Annotated in this window: 17 protein-coding genes; 1 reads left to right on the top strand and 16 read right to left on the bottom strand. The window is 35.1% G+C overall.

Annotated elements, in window-relative coordinates; all coding sequences use genetic code 11:
- Positions 1–188 precede the first annotated feature (188 nt).
- The 6 genes from ACNH59_RS09245 to ACNH59_RS09220 form a co-directional block, all read right to left on the bottom strand.
- Positions 189–2,456: an aconitate hydratase gene (locus ACNH59_RS09245; RefSeq protein WP_418262257.1), complete on the bottom strand. Its 2,268-nt coding sequence runs from the start codon at positions 2,454–2,456 to the stop codon at positions 189–191.
- Positions 2,457–2,583: 127 nt separating this feature from the next.
- Positions 2,584–5,355 (bottom strand): bifunctional aconitate hydratase 2/2-methylisocitrate dehydratase, encoded by a 2,772-nt coding sequence (locus ACNH59_RS09240; protein WP_418262256.1) that lies wholly within the window; start codon positions 5,353–5,355, stop codon positions 2,584–2,586.
- 338 nt (positions 5,356–5,693) lie between these two features.
- Positions 5,694–6,647, bottom strand: coding sequence for an AAA family ATPase (locus ACNH59_RS09235; protein WP_418262255.1), 954 nt, complete (start codon positions 6,645–6,647; stop codon positions 5,694–5,696).
- Between the two features lie 79 nt (positions 6,648–6,726).
- Complete coding sequence (locus ACNH59_RS09230; RefSeq protein ID WP_418262254.1) at positions 6,727–8,136, bottom strand: peptidylprolyl isomerase; 1,410 nt, start codon at positions 8,134–8,136, stop codon at positions 6,727–6,729.
- A gap of 696 nt (positions 8,137–8,832) precedes the next feature.
- Positions 8,833–9,003, bottom strand: a complete 171-nt coding sequence (locus ACNH59_RS09225; protein ID WP_418262253.1) for a hypothetical protein — start codon at positions 9,001–9,003, stop codon at positions 8,833–8,835.
- Between the two features lie 50 nt (positions 9,004–9,053).
- Positions 9,054–9,593: a DUF6934 family protein gene (locus ACNH59_RS09220; protein ID WP_418262252.1), complete on the bottom strand. Its 540-nt coding sequence runs from the start codon at positions 9,591–9,593 to the stop codon at positions 9,054–9,056.
- A 455-nt stretch (positions 9,594–10,048) separates the two neighbouring features.
- Here ACNH59_RS09220 and ACNH59_RS09215 point away from each other — a divergent pair, with 455 nt between their 5' ends.
- A complete protein-coding gene (locus tag ACNH59_RS09215) occupies positions 10,049–11,638 on the top strand; it encodes a peptide chain release factor 3 (protein ID WP_418262251.1) in 1,590 nt (529 codons plus the stop codon).
- An 85-nt stretch (positions 11,639–11,723) separates the two neighbouring features.
- Here the strand turns inward: ACNH59_RS09215 and ACNH59_RS09210 are convergent, their stop codons facing one another.
- The 10 genes from ACNH59_RS09210 to nusG form a co-directional block, all read right to left on the bottom strand.
- Positions 11,724–12,908, bottom strand: a complete 1,185-nt coding sequence (locus tag ACNH59_RS09210) for a T9SS type A sorting domain-containing protein (RefSeq protein ID WP_418262250.1) — start codon at positions 12,906–12,908, stop codon at positions 11,724–11,726.
- Between the two features lie 461 nt (positions 12,909–13,369).
- Complete coding sequence (locus ACNH59_RS09205; protein ID WP_418262249.1) at positions 13,370–13,714, bottom strand: hypothetical protein; 345 nt, start codon at positions 13,712–13,714, stop codon at positions 13,370–13,372.
- Between the two features lie 464 nt (positions 13,715–14,178).
- A complete protein-coding gene (locus ACNH59_RS09200; protein WP_418262248.1) occupies positions 14,179–14,481 on the bottom strand; it encodes a DUF3467 domain-containing protein in 303 nt (100 codons plus the stop codon).
- A gap of 173 nt (positions 14,482–14,654) precedes the next feature.
- Positions 14,655–18,962, bottom strand: a complete 4,308-nt coding sequence (rpoC, locus tag ACNH59_RS09195; RefSeq protein ID WP_418262247.1) for a DNA-directed RNA polymerase subunit beta' — start codon at positions 18,960–18,962, stop codon at positions 14,655–14,657.
- 257 nt (positions 18,963–19,219) lie between these two features.
- Positions 19,220–23,032: a DNA-directed RNA polymerase subunit beta gene (gene rpoB / locus ACNH59_RS09190; protein WP_418262246.1), complete on the bottom strand. Its 3,813-nt coding sequence runs from the start codon at positions 23,030–23,032 to the stop codon at positions 19,220–19,222.
- A 271-nt stretch (positions 23,033–23,303) separates the two neighbouring features.
- Positions 23,304–23,675: a 50S ribosomal protein L7/L12 gene (rplL, locus tag ACNH59_RS09185; protein ID WP_418262245.1), complete on the bottom strand. Its 372-nt coding sequence runs from the start codon at positions 23,673–23,675 to the stop codon at positions 23,304–23,306.
- 90 nt (positions 23,676–23,765) lie between these two features.
- Positions 23,766–24,284 (bottom strand): 50S ribosomal protein L10, encoded by a 519-nt coding sequence (gene rplJ / locus ACNH59_RS09180; protein WP_418262244.1) that lies wholly within the window; start codon positions 24,282–24,284, stop codon positions 23,766–23,768.
- A 22-nt stretch (positions 24,285–24,306) separates the two neighbouring features.
- Entirely contained in the window at positions 24,307–24,996 is a 690-nt protein-coding gene (rplA, locus tag ACNH59_RS09175; protein ID WP_418262243.1) for a 50S ribosomal protein L1, read from the bottom strand.
- Between the two features lie 13 nt (positions 24,997–25,009).
- The gene (gene rplK, locus ACNH59_RS09170; protein WP_220762453.1) at positions 25,010–25,447 is read right to left on the bottom strand and encodes a 50S ribosomal protein L11; all 438 of its coding nucleotides are present in this window, start codon (positions 25,445–25,447) and stop codon (positions 25,010–25,012) included.
- A gap of 66 nt (positions 25,448–25,513) precedes the next feature.
- Positions 25,514–26,065, bottom strand: coding sequence for a transcription termination/antitermination protein NusG (nusG, locus tag ACNH59_RS09165; RefSeq protein WP_418262242.1), 552 nt, complete (start codon positions 26,063–26,065; stop codon positions 25,514–25,516).
- Between the last annotated feature and the right edge of the window lie 5 nt (positions 26,066–26,070).

The following is a 26,070-nucleotide window of genomic DNA, read 5'->3' as shown; positions in this document are numbered from 1 at the left end:
AGGATTTTAACTTATTGTTCCTACTTATTCAAAAAACATAAGTAAATCCTATTTTCGGACCGTAAAAATAACCCATTCCTGCAAATATCTCACTATTTTTAACAACTCTTTGTACTCATTTTAAGAAAATCTGATATAAAAAAAACGCCCTGTTAGAACAGAGCGTTTATACTACGATACAACTGAAATTATGCTTTGGCTTCTGCCGCAATCAAATTCAAAGCTGAACCTGCTTTGTACCAACCAATTTGTCCTTCGTTGTACGTATGATTCGCCATGATGACATCTTTTGAACCGTCAGCATGAACAAATTCAATAGTTAAAGGCTTTCCAGGAGCAAAATCAACCAAATCAACAAAATTTATGGTATCATCCTCTTGAATTTTATCATAATCAGATTCATTTGCAAATGTCAATCCTAATAATCCTTGTTTTTTAAGGTTTGTTTCATGGATACGAGCAAATGACTTCACCAATACCGCTTTAACCCCTAAGAAACGTGGTTCCATAGCAGCATGTTCACGTGATGAACCCTCGCCGTAGTTGTGATCTCCCACAACAACTGAGGGAACACCAGCAGCTTTGTAAGCACGAGCTACAGCTGGAACGGCATCATACTCACCCGTTAATTGATTTTTAACCGAGTTTGTTTTTTGGGTATATGCATTTACAGCACCAATCAACATATTATTAGAAATATTATCTAAATGTCCACGGAAACGCAACCATGGTCCAGCCATAGAAATATGGTCAGTTGTACATTTTCCAAAGGCTTTTATAAGTAATTTGGCTCCCATAATGTTTTCCCCGTCCCATGCTTCAAAAGGAGCTAATAATTGCAAACGATCTGAGGTTTCACTCACAACGATTTTTACCTTAGAACCATCTTCCGCAGGCGCCTGAAATCCTGCATCTTCCACATCAAATCCTTTAGAAGGCAATTCATCCCCAAAAGGAGTTTTTAACTTCACTTCTTCTCCTTTGTCATTTAATAAAGTATCAGTGATAGGATTAAAATCCAATCTACCTGAAATTGCTAAAGCTGCAACCATTTCTGGCGAAGTTACAAAGGCATGTGTGTTTGGGTTACCGTCGGCTCTTTTAGAAAAGTTTCGATTGAACGAATGCACGATGGTGTTTTTTTCTTGTTTATCAGCCCCTGCTCTATCCCATTGTCCGATACAAGGTCCACAAGCATTTGTAAAAACCTTGGTGCCCAATTTTTCGAATGCTGCAATCATCCCATCCCTTTCAATAGTATAACGAATTTGCTCAGAACCTGGATTAACACCAAATTCCGCTTTGGGAGTAATTCCGTGTTCCACAGCTTGATTGACAATTGACACGGCACGAGCCATATCTTCATAAGAAGAGTTTGTACATGACCCGATTAGTCCCCATTCTACTTTTATTGGCCAACCATTCGCTTTTGCTTCTTCTTTCATTTTAGAAACTGGAGTACCTCTGTCTGGCGTAAATGGACCATTAATATGTGGCTCTAATTCCGAAAGGTTAATTTCAATTACTTGATCGAAATACTTTTCTGGGTTAGCGTAAACTTCCGCATCACCAGTTAAGTAATCAGCCACTTTATCAGCAGCGTCAACCACGTCTTGACGACCTGTAGCAGTCAAATATCTCCTCATCGAATCATCATAGCCAAAAGTAGAAGTTGTAGCGCCAATTTCAGCACCCATATTACAAATGGTACCTTTACCTGTACAAGACATACTTGTAGCACCTTCTCCAAAATATTCAACGACAGCACCCGTACCTCCTTTTACGGTAAGAATGTCGGCTACTTTTAAGATAACATCTTTTGGAGCTGTCCAGCCGGATAATTTCCCCCTTAACTTTACCCCTATTAGTTTTGGAAATTTCAATTCCCATCCCATTCCAGACATTACATCTACGGCATCAGCTCCACCAACCCCAATGGCCAACATCCCTAATCCACCTGCATTTACGGTATGAGAGTCGGTACCAATCATCATTCCTCCAGGAAATGCATAATTTTCTAGCACAATTTGATGAATAATTCCAGAGCCTGGTTTCCAAAAGCCAATACCGTATTTATCTGAAACCGACGAAAGGAAATCAAAAACTTCTTTAGATTGCTTGTTAGCCATTTCTAAATCGGATTTAGCTCCGTTTTTAGCCAAAATCAAATGATCACAATGAACTGTTGTAGGCACAGCAACTGTCTTCTTTCCAGCGTGCATAAATTGCAACAAAGCCATTTGTGCTGTCGCATCTTGACAAGCTACTCTATCGGGAGCAAAATCAACATAATCTACAGCTCTTTTAAAACCTTGTTTTGGCACACCATCCCAAAGATGACTATACAAAATCTTTTCCGTTAATGTAAGAGGACGCCCCACAATATCACGTGCAGCATCAACACGACTCGCCATGTTGTCATACACTTTCTTAATCATTTCAATATCAAATGCCATAATTTTTATGTATATTATTTTTGTAAATTATTTTTGAACCTTAAATATACAAAAAATAGAACAGCTATAAAAGAAAAAGCCTGAGTCATTGAACTCAGGCTTTTTAAAGTATAAATTAATCAGATGATTATTTCACTAATTGTTTGTGAGATGGAGCAAACTTAGTCAAGTTTATTCCCTCCACGGCAGTTTTATATTCTTCAATTGATGGAGTTCTACCAAGAATTGTTGATAAAACTACCACTGGTGTAGACGAAAGTAAAGACTCACCTTTTTTACCTTCGGTATCCTCAACAACTCTTCCTTGGAACAGACGCGTCGATGTTGCCATTACAGTATCCCCTTTGGCTGCTTTTTCTTGGTTACCCATACAAAGGTTACAACCCGGGCGTTCTAAGTACAACATATTTTCGTATGAGGTACGAGCAGCTGCTTTAGGAGCATTATCATCAAATTCGAAACCAGAATATTTTTGTAAAACTTCCCAGTCCCCTTCAGCTTTCAACTCATCAACAATATTATATGTTGGTGGCGCTACAACAAGAGGTGCTTTGAATTCCACTTTACCGTTTAGTGCCTCAACGTTTTTAAGCATTTGAGCAAGGATTTTCATATCTCCTTTATGAACCATACAAGAACCAATAAACCCAAGATCTACTTTTTTATCTCCTCCATAGTAAGAAAGAGGTCTAATCGTATCGTGCGTATAACGCTTAGAAACGTCAGCATTGTTTACATCTGGATCTGCAATCATTGGCTCAGCAATTTGATCTAAATCAACAACAACTTCAGCGTAATATTTAGCATTTGCATCTGGTTTTAAAGCAGGTTTCTCACCTGATTTAATTTCAGCGATTCTTTTATCAGCAATAGCAATCAGTCCTTTCAACACTTGCTTAGCATTATCCATACCTTTATCAATCATGATTTGGATTCTGCTTTTAGCAATCTCTAATGACTCGATCAATGTAGCATCCTCAGAAATACAGATAGACGCTTTCGCTTTCATTTCAGCAGTCCAATCAGTAAATGTAAAGGCTTGGTCAGCAGTAAGTGTCCCAATATGAACCTCGATAATTTTACCTTGGAATACATTTTCTCCTCCAAATTGTTGCAACATTTGCGCTTGAGTAGCATGAACAACATCACGGAAATCCATGTAGTTTTTCATATCTCCTTTGAAAGTAACTTTTACTGATTCTGGAATTGGCATCGAAGCTTCACCAGTAGCCAATGCTAAAGCAACAGTTCCTGAGTCAGCACCAAAAGCCACCCCTTTTGACATTCTTGTATGAGAATCACCACCAATAATGATAGCCCACTCATCAACAGTAATATCATTTAATACTTTATGAATAACATCCGTCATTGCATGATAAACACCTTTCGGATCACGAGCCGTGATCAACCCGAAATCGTTCATGAATTTCATCAATCTTGGGATGTTAGCTTTTGATTTGTTATCCCAAACAGAAGCCGTATGACAACCTGATTGGTAAGCACCATCAACAATAGGAGAAATCACAGTGGCAGCCATAGACTCTAATTCTTGAGAAGTCATCAAACCAGTTGTATCTTGCGAACCAACGATATTAACTTCTACACGAACATCAGAACCAGCGTGCAATACTTTCCCTGGAGTTGTTCCAACAGCGTTTCTATTGAATATTTTTTCTACCGCTGTAAGCCCTTGTCCTTCGATAGAAACTTCTTTTGAAGGAGCATAAACAGGAACAATATCAATCCCTAAAGTTTTGGAAGCAAATGTTTGTAATTTTTTACCAAATACAATTGCGTAAGACCCTCCAGCCTTAATAAATTCCATTTTTTGCGGAGTAAAAGCTTTAGAAATATCTATAAGCTCTTTATCTCCACTATAAAGTTTCTTAGTCTTTGTATTAATTGTAAGAACAGTACCTGTTGCTACTGAATATACCTCCTCTAAAACTGGATCACCACTTTCATTTAAAACCGCTTTACCGTTTTCATCCAATTTCTTAACCCAGTTTTTAAGATCAAGTCCAATACCACCAGTAACATCTACTGTAGTAAGGAAAATTGGTGAAATACCATTAGTACCAGCAACAATTGGTGCAATATTGATAAATGGAACATAAGGACTCGCTTTTTTCCCAGTCCAAAGTGCCACATTATTTACACCTGACATTCTTGATGAACCTACACCCATGGTACCTTTTTCAGCAATTAACATCACACTTTTATCTGGATGCTGCGCTTTCAAAGCTTCGATTTGGTCTTGAGCTTCTGGAGAAATCAAACATTTACCGTGCAATTCACGATCAGATCTTGAGTGTGCTTGGTTCCCTGGAGAAAGTAAATCTGTTGAAATATCTCCTTCACCTGCGATAAAAGTAACTACTTTAATTTCTTCTGCTACTTCTGGCAATTTAGTAAAAAACTCTGCTTTTGCATAGCTTTCTAAAATGGCTGCTGCAATTGCGTTACCACTCTTGTAAGCTGCTTCTAAACGATCTGTATCTGCCTCGTAAAGGAAAACTTGAGTTTTAAGTACTTTTGCTGCATTTTCTGCGATTGCAACATCATTTCCTAAAGCTAAATCAAGTAAGACTTCAATAGAAGGTCCCCCTTTCATATGTGACAATAACTCGAAAGCAAAGTCAGGAGTAATTTCTTTTACTACAGATTCACCTAGAATAATTTCTTTTAAAAATTTTGCTTTCACAGTTGCTGCAGGAGTAGTTCCTGGAACAGTATTATAAATAAAGAATTTAAGAGAATCTTCGCGATTTGCGTTGTCTACATCTTTAATTTGCGCAATGATTTCGCTTAACAATTCAGCGCCATCAATAGGCTTAGGGTTAAGTCCCTGAGCTTTTCTTTCTTCGATTTCTTGTAGATAATCGTTATAAGTGTTCATAATAGAAGTCTTTACAAAGTTAAAGGCAGATTTTCTTGATAAATTCAAGATCAAAAGCCAGAATATCTAGGTGTTTTTATTTTTTGTGTCGCAAATTTAGTTATTTAAGATGAGATTTAAAAAAATATAATAGAAGCGATTTTTTTACTCAAAAAATATTGCAAAATAACTGATTTGCCCGTGTAAAATTATCAAAAAACACCAAATCGACTACTATTTTTAAAAAATCAATAATGCGAGTTCTTTTTTCTAACAAAGTATAAATGGAATGTTACATCAAATAGCAAATTCTTAGTTTGATTTTAATTAAAATACAACAAAAATCAAAATCTATGGCATTAAACTAACTTTCCAATAATCATTTCTTCGGTAATTCCCTCAGCATCTGCCTTATAATTCTTAATAATGCGATGACGCAACACCCCAACAGCTACCGCTTTCACATCTTCAATATCTGGTGAAAATTTACCATGAAAAGCGGCATGAGTTTTAGCAGCCAAAATTAAATTCTGTGAAGCCCTTGGTCCTGCTCCCCAATCCAAATATGTTTTCACATAGGCGTCAGACAAATCGCTATTAGGCCTTGTTTTACTTACCAATCTTACGGCATACTCAATCACATTATCAGCAACCGGAATACGACGAATTAGATGTTGGAAATCGATTATTTCTTGCGCACTAAACAAAGATGTTATCTCATTTGTGCTATCAGCAGTAGTTCTTTTAACCACTTCAACTTCCTCTTCAAATGAAGGGTATTCTAATTTAACTGCAAACATAAAACGGTCTAGCTGTGCTTCAGGCAAAGGATAAGTTCCCTCTTGTTCAATTGGATTTTGAGTTGCTAAAACAAAATAAGGTAAAGTCAATTTATAATTATGCCCCGCAATAGTAACGGAACGTTCCTGCATCGCTTCTAGCAAAGCTGCCTGTGTTTTGGGAGGTGTTCTATTGATTTCGTCAGCCAAAATAATATTTGAAAACACAGGACCCTTAATAAATTTAAACTGTCGGTTTTCATCTAGAATCTCACTTCCTAAAATATCCGAAGGCATTAAATCTGGAGTAAACTGAATTCTTTTAAAATCCAACCCCAAAGCACGTGAAAGCGTATTCACCATCAATGTCTTAGCCAAACCCGGAACTCCAATCAATAAGGCGTGTCCTCCAGAAAAAATACAAATCAAAATTTGATCCACTACTTCATCCTGACCTACGATTACTTTTGCTATTTCCTTTTTTAGTTCATTCCTTTTTTGAACCAAATTGTGTATGGCAGCTACATCAGACATTTTGAATATTTTTTAAATTAAAAAAAGAGTTAGTAATACAAAAACATAAAACTAACTCTTTTTACTTATTCTGAAAAAATTATTTTTTCAACCAATTGTTTGTAAAATCACAATCTCTATACTCTCCAAGTATCTTGATATAGGTCTCTTTAATTTTTTCATCAAACCATTTTCCAATAGCTTTAATTTGCTTTTCTTTTAATGCTAAATCTTTAATTTTAATATAATCCTGAGCATAATCTGCTACGTGCTCATTGATTCTATTAGTTACCGTAATGATTTTATATTTTTTCTTTCCTTGTTTTTCTTCATCTATAATTGGAAGTGAAATTTCGTTGTCTTTTAAACTTGACACTTGACCATACAATACTGGATCCATCTTAGTCAACTCAAAACGAGTATCTTGAGTTTGTGGATTAATCAATGTTCCTCCATTAGCCCTCGTTTCTTTTTCATCAGACATGGTTCTTGCTGCATCTGCAAAAGAAATCTCCTTGTCTATTATTCTTTTTCTAATCAAACTTATCTTCTCTTTAGCTTCATTTAGGGAAGCCTGAGTAACTGTTGGCGCTAATAGAATATGACGCAACTCCAACTCTTGTCCTTTAATTTTTTCTACATATATAATATGAAATCCAAATTCAGTTTCAAAAGGGGCCGATATTTCTCCTTCACGCAAAGCAAAAGCAACATCTTTAAATTCCTTTACAAAAGGTGTTTTACGGTTCATCTTATAAAATCCACCACTTGCTCTGGAACCTGGATCTTGGGAATACAATACTGCCTTTGTTGCAAAACTAGATTGTCCAGATTCTATTTCTTTTTTAAATTCGTTGAGTTTATCAATTACTTTTTGTTTATCGGCTTCAGACACTTTAGGAGTTACTACAATCTGCGCCACTTCCATCTCAGCACCAAACATTGGCAATTCGTCTTTGGGTATTTTTTTGAAAAAATTGCGAACCTCTTCTGGGGTAATTTCTACTTCATCAACAATTTTCTTCTGCATTTCAGATGTCAATTTGTTTTCCTTCAAAATATCAAAGAAGTAAGTCTTAAAATCTTCAACTGATTCTTTCTTATAATACTGAACTACTTTTTCAATAGAACCAATCTGCTCTACCATGTAGTTCAAACGTTCTTCCATCATCCCTTTCACCTCGGCATCAGTCACCTTAATACTATCCTGAATGGCTTGATGCGCATATAATTTATCTTCCAATAATTTCCCAAGCATCTGACATCTACTGATATCTTTAATTGAATTTCCTTGACTTGAAAGTTCCAAAAACATCTTGTCAATATCCGAATCCAAAATGATATAATCCCCTACCGTTGCAATAATTCCATCAATCTTTTGTCTACCTGTCACAGGTACATTTTTCACAACAGGTTCTGCTTCTTTAATTATTTCTTGCGCACTCATTCCAAGACCAGACAACAACATCAAGAAAAACAAAAAGGCAATTTTAGTATTTACAAATTTCATTCGTAGTATTTTAATTGGCATATTTTAATATTAATAGGGAGCGAAACCAAATTATTATATTCGCTTTTTTCATCACATTCCCCTATCGCGTCCAAATATACGTGATAAGTAGCAGTAAATAAAAATTTATAGACTGCCAAAATGTATAAAACGAACAAAAATAACAATTCGTCTACATATTACAAGTTTAGCCAATACTATTAACAAAATATTATCTACGGAAATTATTTGGGGGTGCCCCGCTTGAAAAAAGCGGGTCGGGCTATTCGCTTCAATATTTTATGAGGCTGAAAAAGCCTCATAAAAGGATTTCCACTACTATCCCTCACCCAAAAAAGAAACTATGTTTCGCAAAAAAACTAATAGCCCACAGATGACACGGATCACACGGATTTTCTACATCCTAAATATGGAAAAACTTTTCTTAAAATCCACAAACAATCATTTCACAGAGATTCATAAAAGGAAAACACACAAAGCGTACTTATATATTTTACCCTGACAGGGTTTAAAACCCTGTCAGGGTTCTACAACTAAGTCTAATTGCGAACGCTACGACTCATTTTAAATTATAAGTAGATACTTGTCATAGTCGAGCACCAGTGGGAATGTTTTTTGAGCTCAATAAAATGAGTAAAACAAAAAAGTCGATTTAGAGGGAACTAAATCGACTTTTTTAATTTGAAATATTATATATTAAATAGGTAAAGATTTTAAGTCACTTAAACTTTTCTTTGCCAATTCTATCTTGTCAGTAAACAATTCTTTCCCCTTAAGATTATTAGCAACAGTTGCAATTCTTTCTCTAATTATTGTTGATGCAACAATAACTTTAGATGCCTTTAAAGTTGGTTTAATTGTTTTCATAATATTAGTATTTGATTAAAAATTAATGCCTAATTATCAGCAAATTTATATTATTTTTTCTTATAAACCAAAATATCGTCATAATCTTGTTTTGGAATATATTGTACAAAAGTATTTTCTTTTGTTTTATTACGTCCAAAAAAAATAAAATCTTTACAAAGTTCATCAAAGTTTTTATCTACATAATATCTATAAGTTTTTATTCTTCTTTGGTGATTTTTGCATTTATCAGTGCATTTTTTTTTACAATAAGGAAGGCAATCACTTATAAATTCGTCATGACTATCACTACCACTTACAATAATTACTGCATCTGGGTTAGTTTCAAAAAAGACAGGAACAGTACTTAATACAGTATTAAAAACAACATAAATATCTCCATTATTACTATTAATGTCATCTATAATCGTGCCATTAGCTTCATCATAATCTCCAAATCCTAAATTATAAATAGTTCTTCCACCCATAGTAGTAACAGGAGAATATTCGATTGCTTTAATAATTGTTATTTCGCCAACACTAGCAAATAAATATTGAATTTTTATTTCACCTTCAATTTGTTCGGTATCATATATTGGTAGAGTTTTCAAAGTGTAGAAATTTTAAAAATAAGTTTGCTAAAATACTTAAAAAAGAAATAGTCTTTTTGTTTTAAAAATTTGGTTTTTAGCAAAGTTATTCACAATTTCCTACAACTTATATAAAGGCCTAACAAACGCCATATTATACATATTTTCAATATATGTTTATTTTTTCTTACAAATTTAAAATAGTTCAACAAAAAACAAATCATCCTCTTTAGCACTCCTCCACAATCGCAACTATGAAAAACAAAACGTCCTTCCTAGCCCTGATCGAAGCGGCATCCTCTTGTGTGGCGATAGCAAACACAAGAGATACAGCGGAGAGCAGGACAAAATGCCACTGAAATACGGAATCTTTCTGCTCCTAAAAATGACCATTACAAGTTGGCTATAAAAGAATTGGGCTTTGTTTTTAAATCGGATTTAGAATTAGTACTTTTGCAGACCATTTAGAATCACATATGAGCTTTTTAGAAGAAATACAAAAAAGAAGAACGTTCGGAATCATTTCGCATCCCGATGCTGGTAAAACCACGTTGACAGAGAAATTGCTACTCTTTGGAGGAGCGATTCAGGAGGCGGGTGCCGTGAAAAATAACAAAATCAAGAAAGGCGCGACGAGTGACTTTATGGAAATCGAACGCCAAAGAGGGATTTCGGTTTCTACCTCGGTCTTAGCTTTTAACTATAAAGAGAAGAAAATAAACATTCTAGATACTCCTGGTCACAAGGATTTTGCCGAGGACACTTTTAGAACGCTTACAGCAGTAGATAGTGTGATTGTGGTGATTGACGTTGCCAAAGGGGTTGAGGAACAAACGGAAAAGTTGGTTTCGGTTTGTAGAATGCGCAACATTCCGATTATTGTTTTCATCAACAAACTGGATCGTGAGGGTAAAGATGCCTTTGACTTGATGGACGAGGTAGAACAAAAATTAGGCTTGAGAGTAACGCCGCTGAGTTTCCCTATTGGTATGGGGTACGATTTTCAGGGGATTTACAATATGTGGGAGCAAAACATCAACTTATTTAGTGGTGATAGCCGTAAGAATATCGAGGAAACAATTGCTTTCTCGGACGTTCAAAATCCTGAATTGGAGAAAATCATTGGTGAAAAACCTGCCGCAAGATTGCGTGAAGAATTGGAATTGATTGATGAAGTTTATCCTCCGTTTGACCGTCAGGAATATTTGGATGGAAAACTGCAACCGGTATTTTTTGGTTCGGCTTTGAATAATTTTGGTGTTCGTGAGTTGCTAGATTGCTTTGTGATCATTGCTCCTTCTCCACGACCTAAAGAATCTGAAACGCGTTTGGTTGATCCTGCAGAAACCAAATTATCTGGTTTTGTGTTTAAAATCCACGCGAATATGGATCCAAAACACCGTGACCGTTTGGCGTTTATCAAAATTGTTTCGGGAACTTTTGAAAGAAACAAACCCTACTATCACGTAAGACAGAAGAAAAATTTAAAATTCCCGAGTCCGAATGCTTTTTTTGCTGAGAAAAAGGAAATCGTGGATATTTCGTATCCAGGAGACATTGTAGGACTACACGATACAGGGAACTTTAAAATTGGAGACACCCTGACTGAAGGAGAATTGATGAGTTTCAAAGGAATTCCGAGCTTCTCTCCAGAGCACTTTAGATACATCAATAACGCCGACCCAATGAAAGCGAAACAGCTAGACAAAGGAGTGGATCAGTTGATGGATGAAGGAGTGGCACAGTTGTTTACACTCGAAATGAATAATCGTAAAGTGATTGGAACCGTTGGAGCACTGCAATACGAGGTAATTCAATACCGTTTAGAACACGAATACGGTGCAAAATGTACCTATGAAAACTTCCCGGTTCACAAGGCTTGTTGGGTAAAACCTGATGACGCTAAGAACGCCGAGTTTAAAGAATTCTTACGTATCAAACAAAAATTCTTGGCCAAAGACAAATACGGACAGCTGGTTTTCTTAGCCGATTCTGATTTTACAATTCAAATGACACAAAGCAAATACCCAACAGTAAAATTATTCTTTACTTCGGAATTTGATTAAGTTTGTGTTATTAATAAAATTTTGTACGAATAAAAAAAAGGATATCCGTGTTGGATATCCTTTTCTGTTTTTATAAAAACTAAAATTATTGAATCAATAATTTTACTGATTTTTCACCTTCTGACGATTTCACTTTAGCTACATAAACCCCTGCAGGAAGACTAAAAGAAGTATCTGAACTAGTATCTACTCTTTTCACTAAACTTCCAGTTGTATTGTAAACAGAAACTGTAGTTGCTGAACTAATATTAGAAACTGAAACTATTTTACCATTAGAAGATACATTTGCAGTATTAGCCACTGAAAGGTCATTTATACCTAATGTAGTTTGTGCCTCATCTGAATAATTGAATGCCTTATCTACAGTATAAATCTTATAATAATCTGAACCAGAAACTGAACCAGCTACATCATCAGTAAAAGAAGTTCCTGTACCTAAATAAACTACAGTTCCCACTAAAGCTCCTGTCCCATTCTTAATCGTATTCCCTTTAGCATAAATTCCATTTACATTAGGATCATTATCTGCATTCGGAATTGTTGCATAACGCACTACCATATATCCACCACCATCTACACCAGTCGCAGGAGCAGTCCAACTTACGTTCAAACCATTTACCGATGGTCCAGAAGGAGCATCAGGAGCCGTTACATCCAAAGATCCTGCATAAAGCACAAAATCATCAACATCTAATGCCATGTTTGAAATCCTTGCACCAGTCCAGTTATCAGCAGTAGGCGTACCAGAAGTTGAATTTCTTGTCGTAGCGGACTTAACCCAAGTATTTTGAGCATAATTTGCAACAGTTGCAGTTCCTCCACCTGTACCTGAAGTTGTCGACAGATGTGATTGCAAACCGCTACCAGGAGTCGCTGCTTCAGTGCTTCTAATATAATATTGTATTGTATAAGAAGTACTTGCTGTAATCATTGGAACTAACGGAGGACTTGACAAATACTTATTAGTTGAGGTCAATGCACTAATATTAACATATTTAGACCCAGATCGCGCATTAGTAGCATCTTCTACTACATCTGTAATAATAGTTGCATCTCTTGCCGTCCACTTGCCCGTAACAGCAGTTGTACTCACATCCAATGCACCAATAGCCTGTCCTTCAAACCCTCCGTCCATTCCACCAAAAGATCCGATTACTTGTTGACCCCAGCTCACCTGAGTACTCATCAACAACAGAGCTGACATAGCTACTAATCCTTTTACAGGTAGTAAGCTTTGTCCTTGAAAACATTTTAAAGTAATTTTTTTCATAATATTATAGTATTTAGTTAAATCGATCACCTTGTGTAATCGATTACATAAAAATATAAAAAAGGATAAATAGTCAAGTGTTATTTTCAATAAAAAATTAGATAATTAGTTATTTTTATATAATTAATAGCATTTTAAACCAAATAAGAAACAAAAAGACCATAATCACACTAAATATCATAATAAAAAACAGAATAATTCAATCGATTACATAAATATAAAACTGTGAAAACAAAAAATCAAAAATAAAGACAACCAATTTATAAGCAGAGACTTACAACCAGATAGAATATGTTTTCTAATAAAATACAAATGAAGTATAATTAGAAAAAACAGGAGGATATATTCACAGCATTTTACTAAAGCCAAAAGATACGTAAACAGAGATTCGTCAAAAAGAATAAAAAAAGGTCAATTTGAAAATTCAAAATTGACCTTTTTTTTATAATTATTATTTTTATTTATGCTACTGATACTTCAAAATTTACAGCTTTCTTTAAAAAAGCTTTAATTAACAAACGATTAGGAGCTAAACCAGAAGTTATGATTTCGTTTCTAGTGCTATTTCCTTCAGTTGAAATAGTAGTATTAGGATTTTGTTTAGTCCCCATAAACCACAATACAAATTCTACATTGGAAGAAACTCTAGAAGTAGTTCCTTGATTAGTCGTAGAAACCGGTTCAACCTCGGTTAATAAATCAATTGATGATTGACTAAAAGCAGACACTGAAAACAACAAAACAAATACAAACAATGTATTAAATAATGCTTTTTTTAAATTGGTCTTTTTAGCTGAATAGTTCATAAAATTTGTTTTAAATGAGATTAGAAAAGTATGTCCTCCTTATCTTTGAACAAATTTAGAGCAACATTATACCCATTAAAAATATATTCGATAAACAACAATTATACTCGTTAACACACAAAATCAGAGCCATTAAAAGCTTAATATAACGCTATATAACTAACAATATAAAGTATAGAACTCAATAGCACACTGAGTAAGCCTATACTAAATAATAATTTCCTTAACACTTCATCTACTTTGAGTCAAATATTTATTTCCACAAAATTAGCATTAGGGTTTTTATTATTTTTTTTTCAGACAGACATTGCAGCTCTCCGCAGATTATATATTCTAAAAAATCTGTATAAAACTTTTTTTTGTTTCCTGCCTGACAGCATACAAAATCGTGTTCTAAAGTATATAAATTAACCTCAGTTAGAACCAATAAAAAAGGCTTCCGTTAGGAAACCTTAGTAACATCTTTAAGCCTGACCAGCTGGACCAAAATTAAGAGGAATAGGTGCTTGCTCCATTTCCTTGATCTCCCCGTGAGCACTTTCAAACCTATGGATGTTTTCTCCAATTGCTTTTAATAATCGTTTAGCATGCTGTGGAGTCAATACGATCCTTGACTTTACTTTTGCTTTAGGAATACCAGGCATGATACTCACAAAGTCTAAAACAAACTCTGAAGAGGAGTGATTAATTATTGCCAAATTAGAATAAATTCCTTCAGCGGTTTTTTCATCTAATTCTATATTGATTTGTTCTTGTTGATCTTTCATAATTTTTTTATTTGTTTTTTAAATAATATACCGTGTCGTTCAGCTTTTATTTGATGTTTACTCAAATGTATGATTTCTTTATTTAAAATTAAAACCAAACTATTATAAACTAAAATAGAAAGACTACACGAAGTAATCTTTCTATTTATTTTAGTTCAAAATATTATTATTTACTAATAAATATATTCTTCTTTGTTTGCCATCATATCGTTGTAATCTTCTTTAGAACCTACAATAGCATTATCGTATTCTCTCATACCCGTACCTGCAGGGATTCTGTGTCCTACAATTACATTTTCTTTCAATCCTTCTAAGTAATCAATTTTACCTGCTACAGCAGCTTCATTTAATACTTTAGTTGTTTCTTGGAAAGAAGCAGCAGAAATAAACGATTTAGTTTGAAGAGAAGCTCTAGTAATACCTTGTAATACTGGAGTAGCTGTTGCTGTAATAACATCACGAGCTACAACTAAATTCTTATCCGTACGTTTCAACAATGAATTCTCATCTCTCAACTGACGCGGTGTAACGATTTGACCTTCTTTCAAATTAGAAGAATCTCCTGCGTCCTCAACCACTTTCATACCATATAACTTATCATTTTCAACGATAAAGTCTTTTGTATGGATCAATTGATCTTCTAAGAACAATGTATCTCCTGGATCTTGAACTCTTACTTTACGCATCATTTGACGAATAACAACCTCAAAGTGCTTGTCATTGATTTTTACCCCTTGTAGACGGTAAACCTCTTGAATTTCGTTAACTAAGTACTGTTGAACAGCAGCTGGCCCTTGAATTCTCAAGATATCATCTGGAGTAATAGCACCATCTGACAACGGCACCCCTGCTCTTACGAAGTCATTTTCTTGAACAAGAATTTGACTAGATAATTTCACTAGGTATTTCTTAACCTCACCAAACTTAGACTCGATTACGATCTCACGGTTACCTCTTTTGATTTTTCCAAAAGAAACAACACCATCAATCTCAGATACTACTGCTGGGTTTGAAGGATTACGAGCCTCTAACAACTCAGTAATTCTAGGTAAACCTCCTGTAATATCTCCTGATTTAGAAGAACGACGAGGGATTTTAACCAATACTTTACCTGCTTTAATCTTCTCACCATTTTCAACCATCAAGTGGGCTCCAACTGGTAAGTTGTAAGAACGAATCAATTCACCATCATTACCATAAACTAATAATGTTGGGATTAATTTCTTGTTTCTTGATTCAGAAATTACTTTTTCTTGGAAACCAGTTTGCTCATCAATTTCAACCATGAACGATTGTCCTTGCTCTAAATCTTCATAAGCAATTTTACCAGTAAACTCAGAAACAATAACTCCATTATATGGATCCCATTTACAGATTACATCACCTTTTGCAATTGACTGACCGTCTTTTACAAAAATACTAGAACCATAAGGGATGTTATGTGTATTTAAAACAATACCTGTCTTTTCGTCAACTAATTTTAATTCTGTAGAACGAGACACAACGATATCCACTTCGTTTCCTTCACTATCTTCTCCTTTTACAGTTTTTAAATCCTCAACTTCTAATTTTCCTGGGAATTTAGCAATAATACTAGATTCTTCAGAAATACCTCCAGCAACCCCTCCAACGTGGAACGTACGAAGTGTTAACTGTGTACCTGGCTCTCCAATAGACTGTGCAGCAATTACACCTACAGCCTCACCTCTTTGAGTCATTTTTCCAGTAGCTAAGTTACGTCCGTAACATTTAGCACAAATACCTTTCAAGGCCTCACAAGTCAATGGTGAACGAACTTCTACTTTCTCTAATGGAGAAGCTTCTATTAGTTTCATTTTAGCCTCAGTGATTTGCTCACCAGAAGCAACTAAAACTTCATTAGTCAAAGGATTGATAACATCTTGTAATGCTACACGTCCTAAGATTCTTTCTCCTAAAGATTCAACGATTTCTTCATTCTTCTTCAATGCTGCAACTTCAACACCTCTAAGAGTTCCACAATCCTCAATATTTACAATAACGTCTTGAGAAACGTCATGTAACCTACGAGTCAAGTATCCAGCATCCGCCGTTTTAAGAGCCGTATCCGCAAGTCCTTTACGTGCACCGTGCGTAGAGATAAAGTACTCAAGGATAGAAAGACCTTCCTTAAAGTTCGAAAGAATCGGGTTTTCAATAATTTCACCACCACCAGCAGTCGATTTTTTAGGCTTAGCCATCAAACCACGCATACCAGTTAACTGACGAATTTGTTCTTTAGATCCACGAGCTCCAGAATCAAGCATCATATATACAGAGTTGAAACCTTGTTGGTCCTCTCTAATGTTTTTCATCGCTAATTCAGTCAATTGAGCATTTGCAGAAGTCCAAACATCAATAACTTGGTTATAACGCTCATTATTAGTAATAAGTCCCATGTTATAGTTACCAGAAATTCCTTCAACTTGTTCTCTAGCATCAGCAATCAATTGTGTTTTTTGCTCTGGAATTCTAATATCACCTAATGAGAATGACAAACCACCTCTAAAGGCGAATTTATACCCCATATCTTTCATATTATCCAAGAAGGCAGCCGTCTCCGGTACACTGGTCGAATTTAATACGTGACCGATAATATCTCTAAGGTTTTTCTTAGTCAATACTTCATTGATATATCCAGCTGCTGGAGGAACTACTTCATTAAATAATACACGTCCGGCAGTTGTTTGGATAATTTTATAAACTAATTCTCCATTTTCATTAAAATCTTTCGCTCTAATTTTCACACGAGCATTCAATTCTAATCTTCCTTCGTTTAAGGCAATATTTGTTTCTTCAGCAGAATAGAAAGTTAAATCTTGACCTAAAATTTTCTTTTCTGGAGTAGATAAACGCTCTTTGGTCATATAATAAAGACCCAATACCATGTCCTGAGAAGGTACCGTAATAGGTGCACCATTAGCAGGGTTCAAGATATTGTGAGAAGCCAACATTAATAATTGTGCTTCAAGGATTGCTTCTGGTCCTAATGGCAAGTGAACTGCCATCTGATCCCCGTCAAAATCCGCGTTGAAGGCCGTACATACTAATGGGTGTAACTGGATAGCTTTACCTTCAATTAATTTTGGTTGGAAAGCTTGAATACCTAAACGGTGCAAAGTAGGAGCACGGTTCAGTAATACTGGGTGTCCTTTAATTACATTTTCAAGAATATCCCAAACTACTGGCTCTTTTTTATCGATGATTTTCTTAGCCGATTTAACTGTTTTTACAATTCCTCTTTCTATCAATTTACGGATAACGAAAGGCTTGTACAACTCAGCTGCCATATCTTTAGGCAATCCACACTCAAACAATTTCAATTCAGGACCAACAACAATTACCGAACGAGCAGAATAATCCACACGTTTTCCAAGTAAGTTTTGACGGAAACGTCCTTGCTTACCTTTTAGGGAATCAGATAATGATTTTAATGGTCTGTTTGATTCTGTTTTAACAGCAGATGCTTTTCTTGTATTATCGAATAATGAATCTACAGATTCTTGCAACATACGTTTTTCGTTTCTCAAGATAACTTCTGGAGCTTTGATCTCCATTAATCTTTTCAAACGGTTGTTACGAATGATTACACGACGGTATAAGTCATTCAAATCTGAAGTTGCAAAACGACCTCCATCAAGTGGCACAAGCGGACGTAATTCTGGTGGAATAACAGGAACCACTTTCATAATCATCCATTCTGGACGGTTTTCGCGGTTTAAGTTAGACTCACGGAATGATTCCACAACTTGTAATCTCTTAAGAGCTTCAGTCTTACGTTGTTTAGAAGTTTCGTTATTAGCTGAGTGTCTTAATTGGTAAGACAATTGATCCAAATCGATACGTGCTAATAAATCCATAATACACTCTGCTCCCATTTTGGCAACAAATTTATTAGGATCAAAATCATCTAAATATTGATTGTCTTGAGGAAGGGTATCTAAGATATTCAAATACTCTTCTTCAGTAAGGAAATCTAATCTTTGAATTGATTCACCATCTGCATTTTTAGCAATACCTGGCTGAATTACTACGTATCTTTCGTAGTAAATAATCATATCTAATTTCTTAGATGGCAATCCAAGGATATAACCAATTTTATTAGGTAGTGAACGGAAATACCAAATATGAGCAATAGGCACAACAAGGTTGATATGACCTACTCTATCTCTACGTACTTTTTTCTCCGTAACTTCAACACCACAACGGTCGCAGATGATTCCCTTGTAACGTATTCTTTTATATTTACCACAAGCACATTCAAAATCCTTTACAGGTCCAAATATTCTTTCACAAAAAAGACCGTCACGCTCAGGTTTGTGCGTACGATAGTTGATTGTTTCTGGTTTTAAAACTTCACCTCTTGACTCTTTCAAGATAGATTCAGGAGAAGCAAGTCCTATCGAAATTTTGTCAAACCTTTTAACTTGGTTTTTCTCTTTATTATTTCTATTATTCATCATAGTTTTTACTATTGATTTATTTGCAATTGAAAAATTGATTTTGGCTTACGCATAGTCCTACTATGTTCTACCTCCCTCGGATTACTTCTCTAAACTTTAAATTTGATTAAAGTGCTAATTATACAAAAACTTGTTTTTATATAAAAAATCGGAACGGTTTACGGGGCTAAATCTTGAAAACTAATTAATATTAAAAATTATTTCAAGTCTAAAGTTTCAAGTTGGTAACCTGAAACTTCAAACTTGAAACAAAAAATTTATTCTTCTAAACGAATATCAAGTCCAAGACCTTTCAACTCATGCATCAATACATTGAAAGATTCTGGCAAACCTGGCTCTGGCATAGACTCTCCTTTTACGATTGCCTCGTAAGTTTTAGCTCTACCAATAACATCATCAGATTTTACTGTTAAGATTTCACGAAGTGTACTAGATGCTCCATAAGCCTCCAATGCCCAAACCTCCATCTCTCCAAAACGCTGACCTCCAAATTGAGCTTTACCTCCAAGTGGTTGTTGTGTAATCAACGAGTATGGACCAATAGAACGTGCGTGCATCTTATCATCAACCATGTGTCCTAATTTCAACATATAGATCACACCAACAGTTGCTGCTTGATGGAAACGCTCTCCTGTACCACCATCATAAAGATAGGTATGTCCAAAACGTGGAATTCCAGCTTCGTCAGTCAATTCATTAATTTGGTCTAATGAAGCACCATCAAAAATTGGAGTAGCATATTTTCTACCCAAGTTCATTCCAGCCCAACCTAAAACAGTTTCATAAATTTGACCAATGTTCATACGAGATGGTACCCCAAGTGGGTTCAACACGATATCAACTGGTGTTCCGTCTTCCAAGAAAGGCATATCTTCATGACGAACAATACGAGCAACAATACCTTTGTTACCGTGACGTCCTGCCATCTTATCCCCTACTTTCAATTTACGTTTCTTAGCGATATAAACTTTAGCCAATTTCAAAATTCCTGATGGCAATTCATCTCCAACAGTAATAGTGAATTTCTCTCTTCTTAAAGCACCTTGTAAATCGTTCAACTTAATTTTATAGTTATGAATTAAATCATTCACCATTTTATTAGTTGCATCATCAGCTACCCATTGACCTTTGCTTAAGTGAGCAAAATCTTCAACAGCATAAAGCATTTTTTGAGTGTACTTTTTACCTTTTGGTAAAACTTCTTCACCCAAATCATTCATTACTCCTTGAGATGTTTTTCCGTTTACAATCAAGAAAAGTTTTTCAATCAACTTATCTTTCAATTCTGTAAATTTAACCTCAAACTCCATTTCAAGAGCTCCTAAAGCATCTTTGTCCTGAGTACGTTTGCGTTTATCTTTTACAGCTCTTGCAAATAATTTTTTATCTAAAACTACACCATGTAAAGATGGAGAAGCTTTCAACGAAGCATCTTTAACATCACCTGCTTTATCACCGAAGATCGCTCTTAAAAGTTTCTCTTCTGGAGTAGGATCAGATTCTCCTTTAGGTGTAATTTTACCGATAAGAATATCACCAGGTTTTACCTCGGCACCAATTCTAATCATTCCGTTTTCATCTAAGTCTTTAGTAGCCTCTTCAGAAACGTTAGGAATATCATTCGTCAACTCTTCGTTACCTAACTTCGTGTCTCTTACTTCTAATGAGTAATCGTCAACGTGAATTGAAGTAAAGATATCGTCACGAACTACTTTTTCAGAAATTACAATCGCATCCTCGAAGTTGTATCCTTTCCATGGCATAAACGCTACTTTAAGGTTTCTACCTAAAGCTAATTCACCATTTTCAGTAGCATACCCTTCTGATAATACTTGACCAGGAACAACTCTATCACCCTTTCTTACGATTGGTTTCAAGTTAATACTTGTACCTTGGTTGGTCTTTCTGAATTTAATTAAATTATATGTCTTTTCATCAGCATCAAAACTTACCATTCTTTCTTCCTCAGAACGATCGTATTTGATAGTAATGATATTAGCATCTACATATTCTACAGTTCCATGCCCTTCAGCATTGATCAATACTCTAGAATCAGAAGCTACTTGACGCTCTAAACCAGTACCTACAATTGGAGCTTCAGGACGAATCAATGGAACGGCCTGACGCATCATGTTAGATCCCATCAACGCACGGTTCGCATCATCATGCTCCAAGAAAGGAATCAAAGATGCTGAAATCGAAGCAATTTGGTTTGGCGCAACGTCAGTATAATGAACTTCAGATGGAGTAATAACAGGGAAATCCCCTTCTTGACGTGCAATTACGAAGTCAGATGCGATTTTACCAGAATTATCCATTTCGATATTTGCTTGCGCAATCATCATACCTTCTTCCTCTTCAGCACTTAAATAGATAGGCTTAGATTCTAAATCAACCACTCCGTCAGTTACCTTACGGTACGGAGTTTCGATGAATCCCATTCCGTTTACTTTAGCATAAACTCCAAGAGAAGAAATCAAACCAATGTTTGGTCCCTCAGGAGTTTCAATAGGACATAAACGTCCGTAGTGTGTATAGTGAACGTCACGAACCTCAAATCCAGCTCTCTCTCTCGAAAGTCCACCTGGTCCTAGTGCCGATAATCTTCTTTTGTGTGTAATCTCAGCTAATGGATTGGTTTGATCCATAAATTGAGACAACTGGTTAGTACCAAAGAAAGAGTTGATAACTGAAGATAATGTTTTAGCATTAATCAAATCAATTGGTGTAAACACCTCGTTATCTCTAACGTTCATTCTCTCACGAATAGTTCTAGCCATACGTGCTAAACCAACACCGAATTGTTGTGACAATTGTTCACCAACTGTACGAACACGACGGTTTGATAAGTGATCAATATCATCAATATCCGCTTTTGCGTTAATCAATTCAATTAAGTACTTAACGATAGTTATGATATCTTCTTTGGTAAGTACTTGCTTTTCCATTGGGATATCTAACCCTAATTTTTTATTCATTCTGTAACGACCTACTTCACCTAAGTTGTAACGTTGGTCAGAGAAGAATAATTTATCTATAATACCACGAGCAGTTTCTTCATCAGGCGGTTCTGCGTTACGCAATTGTCTGTAGATATGCTCAACAGCTTCTTTTTCAGAGTTTGTTGGGTCTTTTTGTAACGTATTATGGATGATTGCATAATCAGCTTGATTAGCATCTTCTTTATGTAACAAAATAGATTTAACGTTTGAATCGATGATCTCTTCCACATTATCTTTATCGATAATAGTATCACGATCAAGGATAATCTCGTTACGTTCGATAGAAACTACTTCACCAGTATCTTCATCTACGAAATCTTCATGCCATGTATTCAATACACGTGCTGCTAATTTTCTACCGATATATTTTTTAAGTCCTGTTTTCGATACTTTAATTTCCTCAGCAAGGTCAAAGATTTCAAGGATATCCTTATCTCTTTCGAAACCAATAGCACGGAATAAAGTAGTTACAGGTAATTTTTTCTTTCTGTCGATATAAGCGTACATAACGCTATTAATATCAGTTGAAAATTCTATCCAAGAACCTTTAAAAGGAATTACTCTGGCAGAATATAATTTTGTTCCATTAGCATGGAATGATTGTCCAAAGAAAACACCTGGAGATCTGTGTAATTGCGAAACAACAACACGTTCGGCCCCATTGATAACAAAAGTACCACTTGGCGTCATATAAGGAATTGTACCAAGATACACGTCTTGAACGATAGTTTCAAAATCTTCGTGTTCTGGATCTGTACAATACAGTTTTAACCTTGCTTTTAGGGGTACGCTATGCGTTAGACCTCTTTCTATACATTCTTGAATTGTATATCGCGGTGGATCTACAAAATAGTCAAGGAATTCCAATACAAAGTTATTCCTTGTATCTGTAATTGGAAAGTTTTCCATGAAGGTATTATAAAGTCCTTCATTGCCTCTTTCATCTGATTTAGTTTCTAATTGAAAAAAATCTTGAAAAGATTTTACCTGAACATCTAGAAAATCTGGATAATTCGGGATGTTTTTAGTAGAGGCAAAATTCAATCTTTCAGTCTGATTTGTTATCATCAATGGACAAAATTTTGATTATAAAAGTAATTTGTTTAGTATAAAAGTTTTATACTTATATTTTACATCCAATACATCTTTTAAAAATCAATTTAAGATAACTACTTTTTTATTATCTATTAATTTTTTTTCCTCGTAAAGGGTAAAACTGAAATAATTTCAAAGACTATAATATAGTAACACAAAATAGACTTTTGTTATACGAAAAATGGTTTAGGTCTTTGGGCGACTAAACCCAAGACCTAAACCTTATTCTTTAAACTAAGTTTAACTATTTAAGCTCAACTACAGCTCCAGCTTCTTCTAAAGATTTTTTAAGACCTTCAGCCTCTTCTTTAGATACACCTTCTTTAACATTAGATGGTGCGCTATCCACTACATCTTTAGCTTCTTTAAGACCTAATCCTGTTAATTCTTTAACCAATTTCACAACTGCTAATTTAGAAGCACCAGCCTCTTTTAATACAACTGTAAATTCAGTTTGAGCCTCTTCAGCAGCACCTTCACCACCACCAGCAGCAACTACTACAGCTGCAGCAGCTGGTTCGATTCCGTACTCATCTTTTAATATTGTTGCTAAATCAGTAACTTCTTTTACAGTTAAGTTAACTAATTGTTCTGCGAATTGTTTCAAATCTGCCATTTTTTCTATCGTTTTAAAATGATTTTGTAAAATTATATTTTGTTTATTATGCGCTTATTTAATAATATATAGAGAAATTCTCTATCAATATTAAGCTTCCTCAGCTTGAACTTCTTCAGCTTGCTCTTCTCCAGCAAATTTGTTTTGAAGTGCAGAAATAATTCTTTGAGCTGGTGATTGAAGTAATCCAATAAGTTCTCCAAGTAATTCTTCTTTAGATTTAATTGTAGACAACATATCTAATTGATTGTCTCCAATGTAAACTTCAGCATTCACATAAGCACCCTTTAAAACTGGCTTATCTGATTTCTTACGGAAATCTTTAATGATTTTACCTGGAGCATTAGCTACATCTGAAATAAAGATAGCTGTATTACCTACCAAAACTGAAGGTAATTCACCGTAACTATTTTCAGAAGTTTCCATTGCTTTTGCAAGTAATGTATTCTTTACAACTTCTAATTTAATACCTGCTTTAAAGCAAGCTCTTCTCAAGTTTGAAGTAGTTTCTGCATTTAATCCAGAAATATCTGCTACATAAACAATATTTGTACCAGCTAACTGTGCAGTTAATTCTTCAATCGCGATTGATTTTTCTTCTCTAGTCATACTAAAAATTATTAACTACCAATTATACTGCTTTAGGATCCAACGCGATTGCTGGACTCATTGTGCTTGTAAGGTGAATACCTTTAATATAGGTACCTTTAGCAGCAGTTGGTTTAAGTTTGATTAATGTTTGAATAATTTCGTGTGCATTGTCATAAATTTGCTCAGCTCCAAAAGAAACTTTACCAATTCCTGCATGAACGATACCAGTTTTATCAACTTTAAAGTCAATTTTACCAGCTTTAACCTCTGCAACAGCTTTGGCAACATCCATAGTTACCGTACCTGTTTTAGGGTTTGGCATTAAACCTCTAGGTCCTAAAATACGACCTAATGGACCTAATTTACCCATTACAGCTGGCATAGTGATAATTACATCAACATCAGTCCAACCATCTTTAATTTTTTGTAAGTACTCATCAAGACCTACGAAATCTGCACCAGCTTCTTTAGCTTCAGCTTCCTTATCTGGAGTAACTAATGCTAATACTTTTACATCTTTACCTGTTCCGTGAGGTAATGTTACTACACCTCTTACCATTTGATTCGCTTTTCTTGGATCTACACCCAATTTTACTGCGATATCAACAGACTCATCAAATTTTGCAGAAGCAATAACTTTAATTAATGCAGATGCATCTTTCAAAGTGTATAATTTGTTCTTTTCAATTTTTGAAGCAGCCTCTTTTTGCTTTTTTGTCAATTTTGCCATGTCTTTCTCTTAATTAAAAAGGAGCGTCTCCTGATACAGTTATACCCATAGATCTAGCTGTTCCAGCAACCATACTCATTGCAGACTCCATAGTGAATGCATTTAAGTCTGGCATCTTGTCTTCAGCAATAGCTCTAATTTGTTCCCAAGTAACACTAGCTACTTTTTTACGATTAGGCTCACCTGAACCAGATTTTAGCTTTGCAGCTTCCAATAACTGAACTGCTGCAGGAGGAGTCTTAACAACAAAATCAAATGATTTGTCTTTATACACAGTAATTTGTACTGGGCATATTTTGCCAGGTTTATCTTGTGTTCTAGCATTGAACTGCTTACAGAACTCCATGATGTTTACCCCAGCAGCTCCTAAAGCAGGTCCAACCGGTGGCGACGGATTCGCAGCACCTCCCTTAACTTGTAGTTTAACTACCTTACTAATTTCTTTAGCCATTTTTTAAAAAATTTAACACAACAATTTATAGAAGCAACTGTTATGATTTATTATAGTGTAACAATATTATACTTTTTCAACTTGCATAAAACTCAACTCTAAAGGTGTCTTTCTTCCGAAAATTTTCACCATTACTTCTAGTTTACGCTTCTCATCATTAATCTTTTCAACTGTACCGTTGAAACCATTAAACGGACCATCAATTACTTTAATAGTCTCTCCAAGATTAAACGGTATTGCATGATTGTCAGTGTTAACTGCTAACTCATCCACTTTACCTAGCATTCTATTTACTTCTGAAATTCTCAATGGAACTGGCTCTCCTCCTTTAGTCTCTCCTAAGAAACCAATTACCGAAGTTATTGATTTAATAATATGAGGGATTTCCCCAACAAGGTTTGCTTCAATCATTACATAACCAGGAAAATAAACTCTTTCTTTAACTAATTTTTTCCCCTCTTTTACAGTAACCACTTTCTCTGTAGGAACAAGAACTTGCGAAACAAAATCTTCCATTCCCAATCTTGAAATCTCAGTCTCGATATAAGCTTTCACTTTATTCTCTTGACCACTTACAGCTCTAACGACATACCATTTTTTTAAATTATTATCTGCCATGTCAA

Source organism: Flavobacterium faecale (assembly GCF_048320115.1).
Classification (GTDB): domain Bacteria; phylum Bacteroidota; class Bacteroidia; order Flavobacteriales; family Flavobacteriaceae; genus Flavobacterium; species Flavobacterium faecale_A.
This window is presented reverse-complemented; position numbering and strand designations above follow the sequence as displayed.

Excerpts from the sequence above, each read along its gene's own strand:
- ACNH59_RS09245 (WP_418262257.1), bottom strand. The coding sequence starts at position 2,456 with ATGGCATTTGATATTGAAATGATTAAGAAAGTGTATGACAACATGGCG.
- ACNH59_RS09210 (WP_418262250.1), bottom strand. The coding sequence starts at position 12,908 with ATGAAAAAAATTACTTTAAAATGTTTTCAAGGACAAAGCTTACTACCT.
- ACNH59_RS09225 (WP_418262253.1), bottom strand. The coding sequence starts at position 9,003 with ATGAAAACAATTAAACCAACTTTAAAGGCATCTAAAGTTATTGTTGCA.
- ACNH59_RS09240 (WP_418262256.1), bottom strand. The coding sequence starts at position 5,355 with ATGAACACTTATAACGATTATCTACAAGAAATCGAAGAAAGAAAAGCT.
- rplJ (WP_418262244.1), bottom strand. The coding sequence starts at position 24,284 with ATGACTAGAGAAGAAAAATCAATCGCGATTGAAGAATTAACTGCACAG.
- rplK (WP_220762453.1), bottom strand. The coding sequence starts at position 25,447 with ATGGCTAAAGAAATTAGTAAGGTAGTTAAACTACAAGTTAAGGGAGGT.
- ACNH59_RS09230 (WP_418262254.1), bottom strand. The coding sequence starts at position 8,136 with ATGAAATTTGTAAATACTAAAATTGCCTTTTTGTTTTTCTTGATGTTG.
- rplL (WP_418262245.1), bottom strand. The coding sequence starts at position 23,675 with ATGGCAGATTTGAAACAATTCGCAGAACAATTAGTTAACTTAACTGTA.
- nusG (WP_418262242.1), bottom strand. The coding sequence starts at position 26,065 with ATGGCAGATAATAATTTAAAAAAATGGTATGTCGTTAGAGCTGTAAGT.
- ACNH59_RS09205 (WP_418262249.1), bottom strand. The coding sequence starts at position 13,714 with ATGAACTATTCAGCTAAAAAGACCAATTTAAAAAAAGCATTATTTAAT.
- ACNH59_RS09215 (WP_418262251.1), top strand. The coding sequence starts at position 10,049 with ATGAGCTTTTTAGAAGAAATACAAAAAAGAAGAACGTTCGGAATCATT.
- ACNH59_RS09200 (WP_418262248.1), bottom strand. The coding sequence starts at position 14,481 with ATGAAAGATCAACAAGAACAAATCAATATAGAATTAGATGAAAAAACC.
- rpoB (WP_418262246.1), bottom strand. The coding sequence starts at position 23,032 with ATGATAACAAATCAGACTGAAAGATTGAATTTTGCCTCTACTAAAAAC.
- ACNH59_RS09235 (WP_418262255.1), bottom strand. The coding sequence starts at position 6,647 with ATGTCTGATGTAGCTGCCATACACAATTTGGTTCAAAAAAGGAATGAA.
- rpoC (WP_418262247.1), bottom strand. The coding sequence starts at position 18,962 with ATGATGAATAATAGAAATAATAAAGAGAAAAACCAAGTTAAAAGGTTT.
- rplA (WP_418262243.1), bottom strand. The coding sequence starts at position 24,996 with ATGGCAAAATTGACAAAAAAGCAAAAAGAGGCTGCTTCAAAAATTGAA.